General features: G+C 71.6%; 17 protein-coding genes. 11 read left to right on the top strand and 6 right to left on the bottom strand.

What is annotated here, in order from left to right:
* Window positions 1-17: 17 nt before the first annotated feature.
* Window positions 18-1,001, bottom strand: coding sequence for a hypothetical protein (locus OHT74_RS14495; RefSeq protein WP_328620439.1), 984 nt, complete (start codon window positions 999-1,001; stop codon window positions 18-20).
* 381 nt (window positions 1,002-1,382) lie between these two features.
* On the opposite strand from OHT74_RS14495, the gene OHT74_RS14500 reads away from it, so the two are divergent.
* Window positions 1,383-3,077 carry a chitinase gene (locus OHT74_RS14500; protein ID WP_328620440.1) on the top strand — a complete coding sequence of 565 codons (1,695 nt, stop codon included), beginning with the start codon at window positions 1,383-1,385 and terminating at the stop codon, window positions 3,075-3,077.
* Window positions 3,078-3,202: 125 nt separating this feature from the next.
* Window positions 3,203-4,549: a M14 family metallopeptidase gene (locus OHT74_RS14505; protein ID WP_328620441.1), complete on the top strand. Its 1,347-nt coding sequence runs from the start codon at window positions 3,203-3,205 to the stop codon at window positions 4,547-4,549.
* 46 nt (window positions 4,550-4,595) lie between these two features.
* Here OHT74_RS14505 and OHT74_RS14510 read toward each other — a convergent pair whose 3' ends face one another.
* Window positions 4,596-6,140, bottom strand: coding sequence for a tetratricopeptide repeat protein (locus OHT74_RS14510; RefSeq protein WP_328620442.1), 1,545 nt, complete (start codon window positions 6,138-6,140; stop codon window positions 4,596-4,598).
* 231 nt (window positions 6,141-6,371) lie between these two features.
* Here OHT74_RS14510 and OHT74_RS14515 point away from each other — a divergent pair, with 231 nt between their 5' ends.
* Window positions 6,372-6,575, top strand: coding sequence for a hypothetical protein (locus OHT74_RS14515; protein ID WP_266664322.1), 204 nt, complete (start codon window positions 6,372-6,374; stop codon window positions 6,573-6,575).
* Window positions 6,576-6,582: 7 nt separating this feature from the next.
* Here OHT74_RS14515 and OHT74_RS14520 read toward each other — a convergent pair whose 3' ends face one another.
* Both OHT74_RS14520 and OHT74_RS14525 read right to left on the bottom strand, forming a co-directional pair.
* Window positions 6,583-6,993 carry a RidA family protein gene (locus tag OHT74_RS14520; protein ID WP_266664324.1) on the bottom strand — a complete coding sequence of 137 codons (411 nt, stop codon included), beginning with the start codon at window positions 6,991-6,993 and terminating at the stop codon, window positions 6,583-6,585.
* On the bottom strand, window positions 6,990-7,772 hold the full coding sequence (locus OHT74_RS14525; RefSeq protein WP_328620443.1) for an IclR family transcriptional regulator: 783 nt from the start codon (window positions 7,770-7,772) through the stop codon (window positions 6,990-6,992). The genes OHT74_RS14520 and OHT74_RS14525 overlap by 4 nt, the downstream gene beginning before the upstream one ends.
* A gap of 155 nt (window positions 7,773-7,927) precedes the next feature.
* Between OHT74_RS14525 and OHT74_RS14530 the strand changes: the two genes are divergently transcribed.
* From OHT74_RS14530 to OHT74_RS14550, 5 genes are all read left to right on the top strand, one after another.
* Complete coding sequence (locus OHT74_RS14530; protein ID WP_328620444.1) at window positions 7,928-9,208, top strand: alanine racemase; 1,281 nt, start codon at window positions 7,928-7,930, stop codon at window positions 9,206-9,208.
* An 8-nt stretch (window positions 9,209-9,216) separates the two neighbouring features.
* Window positions 9,217-10,788, top strand: a complete 1,572-nt coding sequence (locus OHT74_RS14535) for an N-acyl-D-amino-acid deacylase family protein (RefSeq protein WP_328620445.1) — start codon at window positions 9,217-9,219, stop codon at window positions 10,786-10,788.
* A gap of 57 nt (window positions 10,789-10,845) precedes the next feature.
* Window positions 10,846-11,856 carry a YdcF family protein gene (locus OHT74_RS14540; RefSeq protein WP_266664332.1) on the top strand — a complete coding sequence of 337 codons (1,011 nt, stop codon included), beginning with the start codon at window positions 10,846-10,848 and terminating at the stop codon, window positions 11,854-11,856.
* 87 nt (window positions 11,857-11,943) lie between these two features.
* Complete coding sequence (locus tag OHT74_RS14545) at window positions 11,944-12,129, top strand: hypothetical protein (RefSeq protein WP_266664334.1); 186 nt, start codon at window positions 11,944-11,946, stop codon at window positions 12,127-12,129.
* A 161-nt stretch (window positions 12,130-12,290) separates the two neighbouring features.
* The gene (locus tag OHT74_RS14550) at window positions 12,291-12,755 is read left to right on the top strand and encodes a nitroreductase family deazaflavin-dependent oxidoreductase (RefSeq protein ID WP_266664336.1); all 465 of its coding nucleotides are present in this window, start codon (window positions 12,291-12,293) and stop codon (window positions 12,753-12,755) included.
* A gap of 68 nt (window positions 12,756-12,823) precedes the next feature.
* Here the strand turns inward: OHT74_RS14550 and OHT74_RS14555 are convergent, their stop codons facing one another.
* Window positions 12,824-13,300 carry a macro domain-containing protein gene (locus OHT74_RS14555; RefSeq protein ID WP_328620446.1) on the bottom strand — a complete coding sequence of 159 codons (477 nt, stop codon included), beginning with the start codon at window positions 13,298-13,300 and terminating at the stop codon, window positions 12,824-12,826.
* A gap of 312 nt (window positions 13,301-13,612) precedes the next feature.
* Between OHT74_RS14555 and OHT74_RS14560 the strand changes: the two genes are divergently transcribed.
* Window positions 13,613-14,824 carry a pyridoxal phosphate-dependent aminotransferase gene (locus tag OHT74_RS14560; RefSeq protein WP_266664340.1) on the top strand — a complete coding sequence of 404 codons (1,212 nt, stop codon included), beginning with the start codon at window positions 13,613-13,615 and terminating at the stop codon, window positions 14,822-14,824.
* A 145-nt stretch (window positions 14,825-14,969) separates the two neighbouring features.
* Complete coding sequence (locus tag OHT74_RS14565) at window positions 14,970-15,383, top strand: SCO4983 family protein (protein ID WP_328620447.1); 414 nt, start codon at window positions 14,970-14,972, stop codon at window positions 15,381-15,383.
* 114 nt (window positions 15,384-15,497) lie between these two features.
* On the opposite strand, the gene OHT74_RS14570 is transcribed toward OHT74_RS14565, so the two are convergent.
* The gene (locus OHT74_RS14570; protein ID WP_266664344.1) at window positions 15,498-15,917 is read right to left on the bottom strand and encodes a hypothetical protein; all 420 of its coding nucleotides are present in this window, start codon (window positions 15,915-15,917) and stop codon (window positions 15,498-15,500) included.
* A gap of 143 nt (window positions 15,918-16,060) precedes the next feature.
* Here OHT74_RS14570 and OHT74_RS14575 point away from each other — a divergent pair, with 143 nt between their 5' ends.
* A complete protein-coding gene (locus tag OHT74_RS14575; protein WP_328620448.1) occupies window positions 16,061-17,152 on the top strand; it encodes a hypothetical protein in 1,092 nt (363 codons plus the stop codon).
* Window positions 17,153-17,154: the final 2 nt, after the last annotated feature.

The following is a 17,154-nucleotide window of genomic DNA, read 5'->3' on the forward strand; positions in this document are numbered from 1 at the left end:
TCGTTCGTTCGGGCCGGTCAGTGTCTTGGTCTGAAGGAGCCGGGAGAGCCGGAGAACGCCGGGGGTGCCGTCCGGCGCCCGTCCTCGGCCGGCGGCGGTGCGGCCAGCGGCGCGGCGCAGAAACCGCAGCGGTCGCCGATGAGCTCGAGGCCGCACCAGTGGCACTGCTCGCGCCGGACGGAGGCGACGAGCTGGTACAGCACGGACGGGTCCGGGATGGCGGCCGCGAACTCCACGAGCTTCGTCGTGGCCCACCAGATCGGCGAGTCGGCCGGGAGCGGGTTCTCCATCACGCCCTGGACCTGCCAGGCGGGGGCGAGTTCGGCCGCCACCCAGTCGGAGGCGAGCTGGCCGCGGGCGAAGGTGAGGTGGGTGGTGAAACCGGGACCGGGCGGCAGCCCGGCGCCCGCTGCGCCCCCGGAGCGCCCGCCCCCGCCGTGTCCGCCGCGCCCGCCGTGTCCGCCACGCCCGCCATTGGCCTTGCCGCCGGAGCCGCTCAGCCTGACCAGGTGCGGGGTCGGGTGGGCCAGTACGGCGAACTGCGCGTTCGGCGACCACGACCGCGCGTGGGCCTTGAGGCCGACCGCGACCCGGTCCAGTTTGGCGACCGAGCCCAGCAGGGCCCCCGCGTGGATGTAGTGGGACAGCAGCCGGGCCGCGGAGGCGATGACCCCGGGGCTGAAGTCACAGACGCTGAGCTGGCGCAGCTGACGTACCAGCAGGGCCGTGGCCAGCGGGGGCAGATCGAGGTCGAGGAGCGCGATCCGGTCGGTCTCCAGGATGGCCCGCACCGTGTGCAGCCGCTGGATCGTCGCCGTCGGCAGCCAGGGCGGTACGAAGACCACGAGGTGGCCGTGGCGCTCCAGCAGGGCGCTCGTCTCGGCGAGCGCGCCCGCCAGGTCGAGCTGTCCCGGCGGGTGCAGTACGACGGCCGGCGGTGTGTGCCGGTCAGGGGCCGGCAGCACCAGATCGGCGCTGGTGACGGCAATGGCGGTCGGCACGCGAATCCCCCTGTTCACCCCGTACGCCCCATACGTCGGCGCCGCCGTCGCGTACGCGCACCCCTGCGCGACCGCAAACGATCGGCGCCCTTCCCCCTTGCCCCAGCACCATATCCGCGTCGTCCCTGGCAGGGCAGGGCCTTGGGAATTCCCGTGCTGCAGGCACCTGTCACAGGTGGCGGGAAACCCGGACAACCGGGATCGGACGCCCGATCAATTCAAGCCACATTGCAAAGAGTCTTGACACGGAGATTGGTCTGGACCAACTTGGGGCCAACACGTTGACGGGTTCCCCCACTTACGCCCGAAGGCGTTCCTCCGCTTGCCCTCCGCCTGTTCCACCACCCCCTTCACATCCCCTTCTCCCCCCACGGAGACCACGTGAACCGCATACGCTCGCTCGCCCTCCTGGGCGCCGCCACCCTCACCGCCGGCGGCCTGACCGCCCTCGCCACGGGCACCGCGCAGGCCGCGGACGTCAACGTCGCCCGCAACGGAGGCTTCGAGTCCGGGCTCGCCAACTGGAGCTGCAGCTCCGGGAGCGGCGCCGCCGTGTCCTCGCCCGTGTACGCCGGGGCCGGCGCCCTCAAGGGCACCCCCGCGGGCCAGGACAACGCACAGTGCAGTCAGACCGTCACGGTCAAGCCGAACTCGACGTACACGCTGAGCGAGCAGGTGCAGGGCTCCTACGTGTACCTCGGCGCGACCGGGACGGGCACGCAGGACGTGTCCACCTGGACCCCCGGCTCGGGCGGCGGCTGGCAGAAGCTGTCGACCACCTTCACCACCGGCCCGAACACCACCCAGGTCACCGTGTGGACGCACGGCTGGTACGGGCAGGCCGCCTATGTCGTCGACGACTTCAGCGTCTTCGGCCCGGACGGGGGCGGCGGCACCGACCCCGGCCCGTCCGTGCCCGGCGCCCCGGCCGGGACCGCCGTTTCCGGCCAGAGCGCGAACGGGCTCACCCTTTCGTGGAACGCGGTCAGCGGGGCGACCGGCTACTACGTCCATCAGGACGGTGCCCGGGTCAAGACCGTGTCCGGCTCCCCCGCCCAGATCACCGGGCTCGCCGCCGCCACCTCGTACTCGTTCCAGGTGAGCGCGTACAACGCGGCCGGCGAGGGCCCGAAGTCGGCGGCGGTGACCGGCACGACGACCGGTGGCGGGAACCCGAACCCGAACCCCTCGGTCCCCAAGCACGCACTGACCGGCTACTGGCAGAACTTCAACAACGGCGCGACCGTCCAGAAGATCTCGGACGTCTCGTCCCAGTACGACATCATCGCCGTCTCCTTCGCCGACGCCACGACCACGCCCGGGGCCATCACCTTCAACCTCGACTCGGCCGGTCTCGGCGGCTACACGGTCGCGCAGTTCAAGGCGGACGTCGCCGCGAAGAAGGCGGCCGGCAAGTCGGTCATCCTCTCCATCGGCGGCGAGCGGGGCACCATCTCGGTGGGCGACTCGGCCTCCGCGAACAACCTGGCGAACTCGGCCTACGCGCTGATGCAGGAGTACGGCTTCAGCGGGATCGACATCGACCTGGAGAACGGCCTCAACCCGACCTACATGACGCAGGCGCTGCGCTCGCTGTCCGCCAAGGCCGGCTCCTCGCTCGTCATCACGATGGCCCCGCAGACCATCGACATGCAGTCGACGGCGGGCGGCTACTTCAAGACGGCGCTGAACATCAAGGACATCCTCACCGTCGTCAACATGCAGTACTACAACAGCGGCTCGATGAACGGCTGCGACGGCAAGGTCTACGCGCAGGGCTCGGTGGACTTCCTGACCGCGCTGGCCTGCATCCAGCTCGAGGGCGGCCTCGACCCCTCGCAGGTGGGCATCGGCGTACCGGCCTCGCCGAGCGGCGCGGGCAGCGGGTACGTCTCCCCGACCATCGTGAACAACGCCCTGGACTGCCTGGCCAGGGGCACGAACTGCGGATCCTTCAAGCCCTCGAAGACGTACCCGGGGCTGCGCGGCGCGATGACCTGGTCGACCAACTGGGACGCCAAGGCGGGTAGCGCTTGGTCCAACTCGGTGGGTCCGAAGGTTCACAGCCTGCCCTAGGCGGTACGTGTGGGGTGGCCGTCCCGGCAGATTTGGCCGGAATGCAGTTCTTGACCAGGACATGCCACAAGAGCACGCTGTGCGCGTCCGCACGGCTACCCCCACACTCCCACCCAGGAGAACGCATGCGGCTCCACACCCGACGCAGGGCCGCCGTCACGGCGGCCCTGCTCGCTCTCGCGCTCGGCGCACCCGCCTACGGCATGAGCGCGACGGCGGCCCCACCGCCCACACCGTCGAACGCAACCCAGTCCACCGAAGACGACGCGATCGTCCAGTACGAGGTCAAGGGCCCGTCCACGGCCGCCGAGCGAACTGCCCTGCTCCGTACGGGCGTCTCGATCGACGAGGTCGACGCCCGCTCGGTCGTCGTCAGCGCCGACCCCGTGCAGGCCAAGGAGCTGCGGGCGCTCGGTTACAAGCTGACCGCGCTCCCCGGGCCGCCGGACCGCTCCGAACGGGGGGTCGCGGCGAGCCCGATGGACTTCCCGTCCAAGGACTCGATGTACCACAACTACGCCGAGGCGAACACGGAGATCGACCAGCGCATCGCGCAGTACCCCTCGATCATGAGCAAGAAGGTGATCGGGAAGTCGTACCAGGGCCGGGACATCGTCGCCATCAAGATCAGCGACAACGTCGCGACCGACGAGAACGAGCCCGAGGTGCTCTTCACGCACCACCAGCACGCCCGCGAGCACCTGACCGTCGAGATGGCGCTCTACCTGCTCAAGGAGTTCGGCTCCAAGTACGGCACCGACACACGGATCACCAACATGGTCAACGGCCGCGAGATCTGGATCGTGCCGGACCTCAACCCGGACGGCGGCGAGTACGACATCGCGACCGGCTCCTACCGCTCCTGGCGCAAGAACCGGCAGCCGAACTCGGGCTCCTCGTACGTCGGCACCGACCTGAACCGGAACTGGAACTACAAGTGGGGCTGCTGCGGCGGCTCCAGCGGCAGCAAGAGCTCCGAGACCTACCGCGGTGCGGCCGCCGAGTCGGGTCCCGAGGTGAAGGTGGTCTCGGACTTCGTCCGCAGCCGGGTGGTCGGCGGCAAGCAGCAGATCACCGCCGCCATCGACTTCCACACGTACAGCGAGCTGGTGCTCTGGCCGTTCGGGTGGACGTACAACGACACGGCGCCGGGCCTGACGGCCGACGACCTCGCCGTGTACAAGACCATCGGCACGAGCATGGCCAACAGCAACGGCTACACGCCGGAGCAGTCGAGCGACCTGTACATCACGGACGGGACGATCGACGACTGGCTGTGGGGCAACCAGAAGATCTTCGCCTACACCTTCGAGATGTACCCGTCCGACACGGGTGGCGGGGGCGGCTTCTACCCGCCGGACGAGGTGATCGACCGCGAGACGGCACGCAACCGCGACGCCGTCCTGCAACTGCTGGAGAACGCGGACTGCATGTACCGCTCGATCGGCAAGCAGTCGCAGTACTGCACGTGACGGACAGGTGATCCCGGGGCGCCCTACCGCCAGGGGGGCGCCCCTCTCAGTGCTCGGACGGTCCGCTCGGGAGGGCGGGCGCAGGCTGCGCCGCGGCCCGGAGGAACTTGCGCGTGAACTCGACGTCCGGGTGCGCGGAGCCGAGCACCCGGACGCGCGCGTGGTGGACCTCTTCGAGGAGCGGCCGGGCCGCATCCTTGCCGTCGAGTTCCAGCACCGCGACGGCGACAGCCATCCGGGTCAGCAGCGTGTGGGGGTGTTCGGCCCCCAGCACCCGGGTCCGCGCCGCCCGCACGTCCTCGAACAGCGCTCTGGCCGCCGGCAGGTCCCAGCGCGTGGTCACGACGGCGAGGTTGTGGCTGATGTCCAGAGTGAGGTGGTGCTCGGGGCCCAGGGCTTGCCTGGCGCGCCGGTACACCTCGCCGAACATCTCCTCGGCGGCGAGCGCGTCGCTGCTCGCCCGGACGATGGCCAGCATATTGCCGACGGAGAGGCTGTCGGGATGGTCCGCGCCGAGGACGCGCACGGCTTCGGCGTACGCGTCCTCGGCCAGTTCGAGCGCGCGGTTCGCGTCTCGGTCGGCCAGGACGAGCCGGGCGTGCAGACCCTGCGCGTACAGGGTCAGCGGGTGCGCCCGGCCGAGGTGCTCGGTCGCGTCGGCGACGAGACCGTCCAGCAGCCTGCGGCTGTGCGCGCGCCGTGCGCCTGCCCAGAGCGACTGAGCCTCGTAGAGCCGGGCGGCCATCACCACGGGGTGGTGCTCCGCATACTCCGCCACGAGGTCGGGCAGCAGGCGCAGGAGCCGGTCCCCGGCCTCGTCTGCCTCGCCGGCCAACAGGGCCGTGCGGACCCCGCCGAGCCGGGCGAGCAGGGTGATCCGGTCGTCCGAGCCGTCGCGGGCGAGCTCGCGGAAGAGCCTGCGCCCCTGCGCCGGGTCGCCCCCGGCCGTCGTCCAGGCGGCCAGCCGGAGGGCGGCGAGCCGGCTGAGGGCGTGCTCCTCGCCGAGGACCTCGCGGCAGTCGGCCAGCAGGGCGGCGGTCAGGTCCCTCGCCGTGCGCGGATTCCCCGCCTCCCCGGTCCAGTACGCGGCCACGTGCCGGGCGGCGAGCACTCCCGGATCCTGCGGCCCGCGCGTCCCTTCGGTGCAGCGCAGGAGTTCACACGCGACGTCGTGGGCCTGGCGGTACATGCCCAGGGCCGCGAGTTCACTGATGACGGCGGCCATCCGGGACGGGCGCCGGTCCTTCAGCCAGGCGGTCTCGGTCCCGGCGCCCAGACCGAGTTTCTCCAGGGCACCGTCCCAGCCGAAGGCCCCCTCGGTTCCCGTGACCGGCGGCGGCGAGGCGGCGCCGCGGTGCTTGTCGTCGAGCGCCCACCAGCGGCCCTGCCAGCCCGCCCGATCAAGCCAGGGGGCGGCGGACGGATGGTCGTCCGCGGTGTGCGCGAGCAGGATCGCGACCAGGACCGCGAGCTGCCCGCTGCATTCCCTCCCGGCCCTCGTCTCCGCCTTGCTCAGCAGGTCGGACACGGTCGACTTGGGCAGGCAGGCACCCAGCGCCTCGGCCGCGTCCGCGATCTGCTTGTAGCTCATCCCGGCGGCTTCCTTCAAGGACCGCAGATCCGAACGGAATTGGCTCCACGAGTCGTTCATGGGCCGATTTTCCCGGACGTCCGGACGGTACGGGCCGTTTCCGGGACGCTCACGGCGGCGTCCGGGACGCAGCCGGACCTTCCCGGAATCCGCAGGGCCGAGCCCGCACGTGTTGACCTGGGGTTCCACGGCCGGGGACGAGCCACGGCCGTGACGTGAAGGAGCCCGGCCATGCCCGTTTCCCCGAACCCGTCTGGGTCCAAGTCCAAGTCCAGGCCGGGTGCTGCCACACGCCCGCGCCGCCCCTACTTCGAGCTGCGCGTCGGCGACTTCGAGATGAGCCTGGAACGGCGGCCGGCCCGGCTGATCGGTTGGGTGGGGTCCGCGCTCGTCTCTGCGGGCGGGGTGTGGGTGGGCGTCAACTGGCCTTTCTGAGGCCCGGTCAGCCGAGGACGGCGAGGGCGTCGATCTCGATGAGGAGGCCCGCGGGCAGGCCGACGTACACGGTGGTGCGGGCGGCCGGGGCCTCCTTGAGGTCCTGCTCCTCGAAGTAGGCGTTGTAGAGGGCGTTCATCTCGGCGAAGTGCCCGGTGTCGGTGAGGTACACCCGGATCATCATCACGTCGTCCCAGCCCGCGCCGCCGGCCTCCAGTACGGAGCGGACGTTCTCCAGCGTCTGGAGGGTCTGCTCGCGCAGCGTCGGCCCGGCCGGGGTGGGCGCCCGGCCGTCCACGTGCGGGAGGAAGCCGACCTGGCCGGCGACCTGGAGGATGTTCCCCTTGCGCACGCCGTGCGAGAACTTCGCGGGCGGGGTGGTGTGGGTGTCCGGCGTGATGGCGGTCTTCTCGGTCACGGAGTGTCCTCGCTGTTCTCTGGGGAGCCGGGGTTCTGCGGGGAGCCGGAGTACTCCCGGCTGACGGTGTCGGCGGTACGCAGGACCAGGGGCAGCAGTTCGAGCAGCCCCTCGGCAGGGACGACCACGCCGGGAGCCGAGACGGACAGCGCGGCGACGACCCGCCCGTCCGGGCCGTACACGGGCGCGCCGACGCAGTTGATCGACTCCTCGTGCCCGCCCAGGTCGGTGGCCCAGCCCTGTTCCCGTACGAGGTCCAGCTCGCGCAGGAAGGCCTGCGCGTCGGGGGTGGAGCGGGCGGTGTAGCGGGGGTAGTCGATGCGCTCGGCGAGGCTGCGCCGCTCGGCCTCGGGAAGGTCGGCGAGCAGCAGCTTCGCGACGGCGGCGACGGTGAGCGGGACGGGCTTGCCGATGCGGGAGTACATCCGGACGGGGTAGCGGCTGTCCACCTTGTCGACGTAGACCACCTCGTCGTCCTGGTGGAGGGCGAGGTGCACGGTGTGCCCGGTCAGCCGGTTCAGCTCGACGAGGTGGGGGTGGGCGACGGCGCGGACGTCCAGGTTCTCCAGGGCCTGCCCGGCCAGCGCGAAGAGCTGCGCGCCGAGGCGGTAGCGGCCGTCGGGCTGGCGGTAGACGAAGCCGTGCTCGTGCAGGGTGCGCAGCAGGCGCAGGGCCGTGCTCTTGTGCACGCCGAGCTCCTCGGCCACCGCGCCGAGCCCCGCCGCCCCCTTCGCGAGCAGCGGCAGGATCCGCAGCGCCCGCTCCACCGACTGACTCACGCCATGCCCTTCCTTCCGTCCGTCCGTTCGTCCGTCCGCTACGGAACCCGAGACACATGGCGGGACGTTGACCCTTCACCACCTGGGATGTTAGACACCCATAGGCACAGCACGCAACGAGCGTTGCATCTCATGCAACGCGAGGAGGAATCCGCATGGGCACCGAAGCAGTCCGCCGGCTCGCCGACGAACCGGTCGACCACCGGTTCAAGGGGCTGCCGCCCGACGCGGAGCGGGCGAAGCTCACCGTGGGCCGGCTGGCCGCCGAGAAGCGGGACCTCTACACCGGCGGCTTCACCACCCCCGTCCTCACGCTCGACGCCGACGCGCTGGAGCACAACCTCACCGCCCTCGGCACGTACGCCGCCCGCCACGGCCTCGCCTTCGCCCCGCACGGCAAGACCTGCATGGCACCGCAGCTCTTCCAGCGCCAGCTCGACCACGGCGCCTGGGGCATCACCGCCGCCGTCCCCCACCAGGCCCGCGTCTACCGTGCCTTCGGCATCCAGCGGATCTTCCTGGCCAACGAGCTCGTCGACCCGGCCGCCCTGCAGTGGGTGGCCGCCGAGCTCGCCGCCGACCCCGGCTTCCGCTTCGTCTGCTACGTCGACTCCGTGCGCGGGGTCCAGCTCATGGACCGGGCGCTCCAGGGCCAGGACCAGGTCGTCGACGTCGTCGTCGAACTCGGCGCCGGCGAGGGCGCCCGCACCGGCGCGCGGACCGACGAGGACTGCCGGGCCGTCGCCGACGCCGTGGCCGAGGCCGCCACCCTGCGCCTCGTCGGCATCGCCGGGTACGAGGCCGAGGTCCCCGGCGCCGACCCGGACTCCGTCCACGCGTACCTGCGCCGGCTCACCGCGCTCGCCGTCGAGTTCGACCGGGCCGGGCGGTTCGCCGCCGACCTCGGCGAGATCGTCGTCAGCGCCGGCGGCTCCGCCTGGTTCGACGCCGTCGCCGACGTGTTCGCCGAGCTCCCGGAGCTGTCCCGGCCCGTGCTGCGGCTGCTGCGCTCCGGCGCGTACGTCTCCCACGACCACGGCTGGTACACCCGCCTCACCCCCTTCAACCGGGTCCCGGAGGAGGGCGGCCTGCGCCCCGCCTTCCGGCTCTGGACGCAGGTCGTCTCCCGCCCCTCCCCCACCCAGGCCTTCGTCAACGCCGGCAAGCGCGACATCGCGTACGACCTCGGCCTGCCCGAGGCCGAGCTGGTGCGCGACGCCCTGACCGGCGAGGAGCGCCCGGCCACCGGCGTCCGCGTGGTCAAACTGTCCGACCAGCACGCCTGGCTGGAGACCGACTCCGCCGACGACGTGAACGTCGGCGACTGGGTGGCGCTCGGCATGTCCCACCCCTGCACGATCTTCGAGAAGTGGCCGCTGATCCCGGTCGTCGCGGCCGACGGCACGGTCACCGACTACGTCCGCACCTTCTTCTAGCCGCGCCGGTGGACCTGGTCATCCGCGGGGCCCGCGTCGTCGACGGCACGGGCGGGCCCTCGTACACCGCCGACGTGGGCGTGCACGAGGGCCGGATCGCCGAGATCGGCCGGATCCGCTCCGGCGGCCGGCACACCGTCGACGCGCACGGCCTCGCGCTGGCCCCCGGGTTCGTCGACATGCACGCCCACAGCGACCTCGCCCTGCTCCGCGACCCGGACCACAGCGCCAAGGCCGCCCAGGGCGTGACCCTCGAGGTCCTCGGCCAGGACGGGCTCTCGTACGCGCCCGTCGACGACCGCACCCTGGCGGAGGTGCGGGCCGCCATCACCGGCTGGAACGGCGCGGGCGAGGACATCGAGTTCGGCTGGCGGGACGTGGGCGGGTACCTGGACCGGCTCGACCGCACCGGCATCGCCGTCAACGCCGCGTACCTCGTCCCGCAGGGCACCGTCCGCGCGTACGCCCTGGGCTGGGACGACCGCCCGGCCACCCCCGCCGAGCTCGACCGGATGCGTACGCTCGTCGCCGAGAGCCTCGCGCAGGGCGCGGTCGGCCTGTCCTCCGGGCTCACCTACACCCCCGGCATGTACGCGTCCGGCGCCGAACTGACCGAGCTGTGCCGGGTGGTGGCCGCGTACGGCGGCTACTACTGCCCGCACCACCGCTCGTACGGGCGCGGCGCGCTCGGCGCGTACGCAGAGATGGTCGAGCTGAGCCGGGAGGCCGGCTGCGCGCTCCATCTCGCGCACGCCACCATGAACTTCGCGGAGAACGAGGGCCGGGCGGGCGCACTCCTCGCCCTCCTCGACGACGCCCTCGCCGCCGGGGCCGACATCACCCTCGACTCGTACCCCTACACCCCGGGCTGCACCACGCTCGTCGCGCTCCTGCCCAGCTGGGCGGGCGAGGGCGGGCCGGACGCGGTCCTCGCCCGGCTGCGCGACGACGCCGAGGCCGAGCGGATCCGGTACGCGCTGGAGGTGACCGGGGCCGACGGCTGCCACGGCGTCCCGGTCGACTGGGCGACGATCGAGATCTCGGGGACGGCGGACCCCGCCCACGGGGCGTACGTCGGCACGCGCCTGCGGGACTGGGACGCCGCCCGGAAGCTGCTGGTGGAGGACCGGCTGGGGCCGACGATCCTCCAGCACGTCGGCCACGAGGCGAACGTCCGGGCGATCATGCGCCACCGGGTCCACACCGGCGGCTCCGACGGCATCCTCCAGGGCGCGAAACCGCATCCGCGGGCATACGGCACCTTCCCGCACTACCTCGGGCGCTATGTGCGCGAGCTCCGCGTGCTCTCGCTGGAGGAGTGCGTGGCCCACTTGTCCGGCCGCCCGGCGGCCCGACTGCGGCTGCCCGACCGGGGCCTGGTGCGCACCGGCTACCGCGCCGATCTCGTCCTGTTCGACCCGGACACGGTCGCGGCCGGGTCGACGTACGAGAACCCGCGCGCGCTGCCGGCCGGCATCCCGCACGTGCTGATCGACGGCCGGTTCGTGATGCGGGACGGGCGCAGGACGGACGTCCTGGCCGGCCGGTCGGTCCGCAGGACGCCGTACCACGGGCGCTGAGACCTCGAGGCCGTTGAGCCCGCCGGGGGTTCGGGCCGTCCGCCTACGATGGGCGGCATGCTCGCCTTCGTCCCCGCCGCGCTGTTCTTCGTCCTCTTCTGCGTGAGCGTGCGGGAGGACCGCCGGCGCTTCCGGAACGCGGTCCTGCTGGGCCTCACCCTGATGTCCGGGTCGACGGGCCTGCTGTTCCAGATACCTGAACTGCCGTCACCTCTGGACGGGATCGCGGTCCTGCTGGTGCTGCTCGTGCCGACGGTCGGCACGCTCGTACTCGGCGGCTATCTGATCCGCAACGGCCTGACGATGATCCGCAAGGAGGGCCGCAGCCCGACCAACATGCTGTCCATGGCGGCGGGCATCGGGATCTTCGCGCTGATCGCGCTGGTCCTCGGGGTGGCCGGCCAGGGCTCGCGCGTCGTGGACACGATGGTGGCGGGCCTGGTCATGCTCGTCGGCTACGTCTCCTTCCTCTTCCTCTGCTTCCTCGCGTACGCCTTCCTCTACGGGCGGATCACGGTGCGCGGCGACGTCGACTACGTGGTGATGCTGGGCTCCGGTCTCATCTGCGGCGAGCGGGTGCCGCCGCTGCTGGCGTCCCGGCTGGAGAAGGGCCGGCAGATCCACGCCGCCCAGGTGGCCCGCGGCGGCCGGGTGCCGCTGCTGCTGGTCTCGGGCGGGCAGGGGACGGACGAGAGGCTGTCGGAGGCGCGGGCGATGGCCGACTGGCTGATCGCGCAGGGCGTCCCGGAGGAGCAGATACGGCTCGAGGACCGCTCCCGTACGACGAGGGAGAACCTCGCCTTCAGCCGCACGATCATGGTCGATGCGGACCCCGGCTACCGCTGCGTGGTCGTCACCAACAACTTCCACGCCTTCCGGGCCGCGATGACGGCCCGCAGGGCCGGGGTCAACGGGCAGGTGCTGGGTTCCCCGACGGCCACGTACTTCTGGCCGAGCGCCACCCTCCGCGAGTTCGTCGCGGTGTTCTGGGAGCACCGGGCGGTCAACCTGAGCATCTGTGCCTCGATAGTCGCCCTGACGGCCTTTGCGGCGGTCGCCTCGGCGTGACGGCGCGGGCCCGGGGCCCTGCAGGTGCGTTCTTGGCGATGTCGCCGGACTATGAGGGGATCGGGGGGCATTCCGAGGAGGTAACCGATGGACAGTGAATCGGACCAGCAGCCCAAGCAGCCGGCCAAGCTCTTCAGCGGCGGGGAACGGCCGTACGACCCCGAGGACCTCGTGATGGTGCAAGGCATGGAGCCGACTCCGGAGCGGCTCGAGAAGGCGCGCCAGCTGATCGAGAAGGAGGGCCCGTCGGTCATCGAGCGCTACCTCCCGTAGCGCGGGCGGTCGCGCGGCACGAAAGCTGCTGGTGGCCCCGGTCCGGGGGCCGCGCCCCCGGACCGGGGCCACACGTCGGCTGCGCCGGCCGAGGCCGACCGCATCCAGAATCGGTGAAGGATCGTTAAGCCTCGCGGGGGCCCTGACTCGGAGGCACCGCCATGCAGACGCTCACCATCGACTGGAACCACCCCACCGACCCGAAGCCCGGCCGCGAACGGGACCACGTACGGGATTACGTGACGACCGGCGGACTCGACGGCCATCTCTGGCACGGGGTCCCCACGCTCCTGCTCACCACGGTCGACCGCACCACGGGCCGGACCGCCCGGACCCCGCTGATCTACGTCGAGGACGCGGGCCGCCACATCGTGCTCGCGGCCGACTGGGGCGCCCCGGAGCACCCGGCCTGGTACCGGAACCTGGCCGCCCACCCGGAGGTCCGCCTCCAGGTCGGCCCGGCCGTCTTCCAGGCCGCGGCCCGTACGGCCTGCCCGATCGAGCGGGAGGTCTACTGGCCCGCCATGACGGCCCTGTGGCCCCTCTTCGACGACTACCGGACGGCGGCGGCGCCCCGCGAGATCCCCCTGGTCATCCTGGAGCCGGCCCCCGGCCGCTCCGCCTGACGCCGGCCCTCCGGATCACGCCCCGCGTCGGACCGGCCCGGAAGCCCGGCAGCCGGCCGGTCCGGCGCTCACCCGTGGTCGTAGACCGTCACGGGCACGTCCCGGGCGGACAGGGCCTGGGTGATCAGCGGTTCGATGCGGGGCCACTTGCCGCCGGCCAGGCCGCAGCCTATGCGGGGCATGTGGACCGAGGCGCCCCGTTCGAGCGCGTGGTCGGCGAGCGCCGCCAGGCAGCGTTCCACGGCGTCGTAGCGGATCGGCGGGCCGCCGCTGCCCGTGCGTATGCCGCGCTGGCCGACCATGTTGGCCACCCAGACGTCCGGCGCCACCTGGACCAGCTGGACCGCGCCCAGCCCGAAGTCGTTCCCGCTGCGGCCCCGGTGCCAGGCCCGGTACGCCTTCTCGGGCTCGGGCCAGCGTTTCGAGAGCGCCACCACGAAGCCCTTGCCCCAGCCGCCGATGTCGTTGCAGACGTGCGCGATGATCTTCGGCCCCTTGGCCTGCGGGCTGGTCGCGTCCCCCGCGATGATGCGCAGATGTTCCATGTTCCGCCCCTTTCCCCCACCCACGACGGTACGGGCGACCACTGACAATGCGGCGGCCTGCTCGTGCAGGGCACGGACCGCCTGCTCGAGCCCCGTCCGCGCGCCTCGAATCGACGAGCGTGACGAGCGCAACACCGCGGCTCCCCCGTCCCCGGCCCCCACCGATTCCGCAGGCCGGGACGCCGCGGCGCCGCCGTTTCCAAGGGGGGATCGCGCCATCACCGTCCCATCATGCGAAACGGGACATATCCCTCCCCTGTTCCTGTCCCGAATACCTCGGCGGACCGCCCGTACGGCCCGTAAGCTCCCGTCATGCAGGTGATCCAGTCAACGAAACTCGCCAATGTCTGCTACGAGATCCGCGGCCCCGTCCTCGAAGAGGCGATGCGGCTCGAAGCAGCAGGTCATCGCATCCTCAAGCTCAACACCGGCAACCCCGCGGCCTTCGGCTTCGAGTGCCCGCCGGAGATCCTTGAGGACATGCTCCGCAACCTGGGCAACGCCCACGGGTACGGGGACGCGAAGGGGCTGCTCTCCGCGCGCCGCGCGGTCATGCAGCACTACCAGACCAAGGGCATCGAGCTGGACGTCGAGGACATCTACCTCGGCAACGGCGTCTCCGAGCTGATCCAGATGTCGATGCAGGCGCTGCTCGACGACGGCGACGAGGTGCTCGTCCCCGCGCCGGACTACCCGCTGTGGACCGCCTCCGTGTCGCTGGCCGGCGGCACCGCCGTGCACTACCGCTGCGACGAGCAGTCCGACTGGATGCCGGACCTCGCCGACATCGAGCGCAAGATCACCGACCGCACCCGTGCGATGGTGATCATCAACCCGAACAACCCGACCGGCGCCGTCTACGACGACGAGATGCTGCGCGGCCTCACGGACATCGCGCGCCGCCACAACCTGATCGTCTGCTCCGACGAGATCTACGACCGGATCCTCTACGACGGCGCCACGCACACGAACACCGCCGCGATCGCCCCGGACCTGCTGACCCTCACGTTCAACGGGCTCTCCAAGAACTACCGCGTCGCCGGCTTCCGGTCCGGCTGGATGGCGGTCTGCGGCCCCAAGAAGCACGCCGCGTCGTACATCGAGGGCCTGACGATCCTCGCCAACATGCGGCTGTGCGCGAACATGCCCTCGCAGCACGCCGTCGCGACCGCCCTCGGCGGCCGGCAGTCGATCACGGACCTCGTCCTCCCGGGCGGGCGGCTGCTGGAGCAGCGCGACACGGCGTACGAGCTGCTGACGCAGATCCCCGGCATCACCTGCGTGAAGCCCAAGGGCGCGCTGTACCTCTTCCCGAAGCTCGACCCGGCCGTCTACAAGATCAAGGACGACCGCCAGCTGGTCCTCGACCTGCTGCGGGCCGAGAAGATCATGGTGGTGCACGGCACGGGCTTCAACTGGCCCGAGCCCGACCACTTCCGGATCGTGACGCTGCCGAACCCCAAGGATCTGGCGGACGCGGTGACCCGGATCGGCAAGTTCCTCGACGGATACGGCCAGCCCTAGGGAGTGTCGTCAAAGTCCCGTCTGGCTGGCGGAGCCACTTTGACGACACTCCCTAGCAAGCACGGGGCACTCGATGCCGGATCGAGCACAACTTTAGAACGGATCCAATGTAGGATGGCCTCCTGACCACGCAGGAGGCCCCCTCATGTACGAGCCGATCCGCACGAAGCCGGTCGTCCACCGTCTGGGCGGCCGCCACTCCGACGGCCACGCCGGCTATCCGCACAGCAGCCGCGCCGAAGCCCTGGACACCCAGCTCGCCGGGCACCTGGCGGCCCTGCTGACCGTCACCGACGAGCTCGGGCTCGACGGCGCCGCCGCCCGTATCGCCGCCCAGGTGACCCGGCTGCGCGGCGCCGAGCCCACCCGGGCGCCGCGCACCGACATCGCCGGGGCCGCCGAGCTCACCGCCCTGCACCAGCGGGCCCATGACCTCGCCGGCCGCGCGCTGGTCGTCGCCGCGTCCCGCGCCGACACCACCGTCGCGATCCTCGCCGCCGAGCGGATGGATGCGCACGCCGCCGCCCTGGCCTCGCAGAACCTGGCCGGCAGCCTCTGATCGGCCCCGGTCCGGGGCCGCGGAGGCTCCGGACCGGGCGCCACCGCCCTGGCCGGGCCGAGCCGTGTCCTGGCTCGGCCCGGCGGGCTGAATGGGGCCGGCAGGGCCGGGAGGCTAGCGGGTCGGCGTGAAGTCTGCGGCCGCGATGCCGCACCAGGGGGTTGTTGCCGGGGGCCAGAGAGGGCCCAGGGCCTCGGCGTGTTCCGTGGCGGACGGGGCTACGCCCGGGAGTTTCACCAGGGCCTGGGCCGGGCGGACGGCCGGGTCCGGATCCGCCGTTTCGCGGAACTCGACCGTGACCACGTACGCGCCGGTGCCCTCGGGGCGGCCCGTCACCTCCACCGTCGCCACCACGCGGCGGCTGCCGGGGTCGATCCGGCAGCCGGTGACCCGTACGTCCTCCACCGCCGGTCGCGGCGGCGCCGCGCCCGGCTCGCCGCTGGCCCAGACGTACAGGCCCAGCGGGGCGAACACCAGCAGGCCGGCCACGGCCGTCAGGCCGACCGCCCAGCCCTGCCACTTCAACGCGCTCACGCCCATGGGACGATCCTCCCGGCCTGCCGCCCCGCCTGCCAGCACCGGCCGATCCACACAGCATTTCGAAGTGGGACCGCCTGGACACCTGACGTTCATTCAACTTCACGCGGAATGTGGGTTTCCGCGAGCACTCTGCACCCGTGAGACGCATCCTAGGAATCGCCCTGGCGGTCCTCCTCCTCGGCGGCGTGGTCGCCGTCGCGCTCGCCGGAGGAGACAAGACCCCACCCACGGCAACGAAGACCGTGAAAGTCAAAGGCGTCATCGGATCCGAGAAGTCCGAATACTTCCGCGACCCTGACGTCGTCAAAGCCCTGGCCGACAAGGGCTACATCGTGAAGACCGAAACCTCCGGCTCCTGGGCGATGGACCAACTCGCCCTCAAGGAGTTCGACTTCGCCTTCCCCGGCAGCAGTGAGCCCGCCCCCGAGATCGAGGCCGCGGCCGGAGTCAAGGGCGCACAGACCACCAAGCCCTTCTTCTCCCCGCTCGTGGTCATCGCCCGCTCCAACGCCGCCAAGGTGCTCGCCGACAACAACCTCGCCAAGATGACCGGCAAGAACTCCGGGACCCTCCTCATGGGCCCCTACCTCAAGGCTGCCGGTGAGGACCGCAAGTGGCAGCAGCTGTCCGGCTCCGCCGCGTACGCCGAGCTGACCGGCACCGTGTTCATCAAGACCACCGATCCCGCCACCTCCAACTCCGGTGCGCTCTTCCTGGCCGCCACCTCGAACGTCGCCAACGGCAACAGCGTGGTCTCCGACCAGGCCGCGATCGACCGCACCGCGCCCCTGATGCAGAAGCTGATCTCCGTCCAGGGGGCACTGGAGCCGAGCACCGACGACCCCTTCCGGGCCTTCATCTCCGGCAGCGGCGAACCGCTCATCCTGGCGTACGAGTCCCAGGTGGCCTCCCTGCTCCAGCAGAAGCCGGAAACGGGTGCCGCCGACAACATGGTGGTGCTCTACCCGGACACCACGGTCAACTCCCCGCACACCTTCGTGCCGATCAGCGAGAACGCCAAGGAGCTCGGCTCCCTCCTCGCCAACGACCCGAAGCTGCGCGAGCTGGCCCTCCGGCACGGGTTCCGGCCGCAGAACGGCGTGCCCGAGTTCACCGCGGCAACCGCCGCACACGCCGCGTACCTCAACCCGGAGCTGACCGGCATCCACCAGGTCAGCGCACCGACCGTCAAGATCCTCATGGCGCTGGCCGCGCGCGCCAAGGGCTAGGG

This window comes from Streptomyces sp. NBC_00354 (assembly GCF_036106915.1).
Lineage (GTDB): Bacteria > Actinomycetota > Actinomycetes > Streptomycetales > Streptomycetaceae > Streptomyces.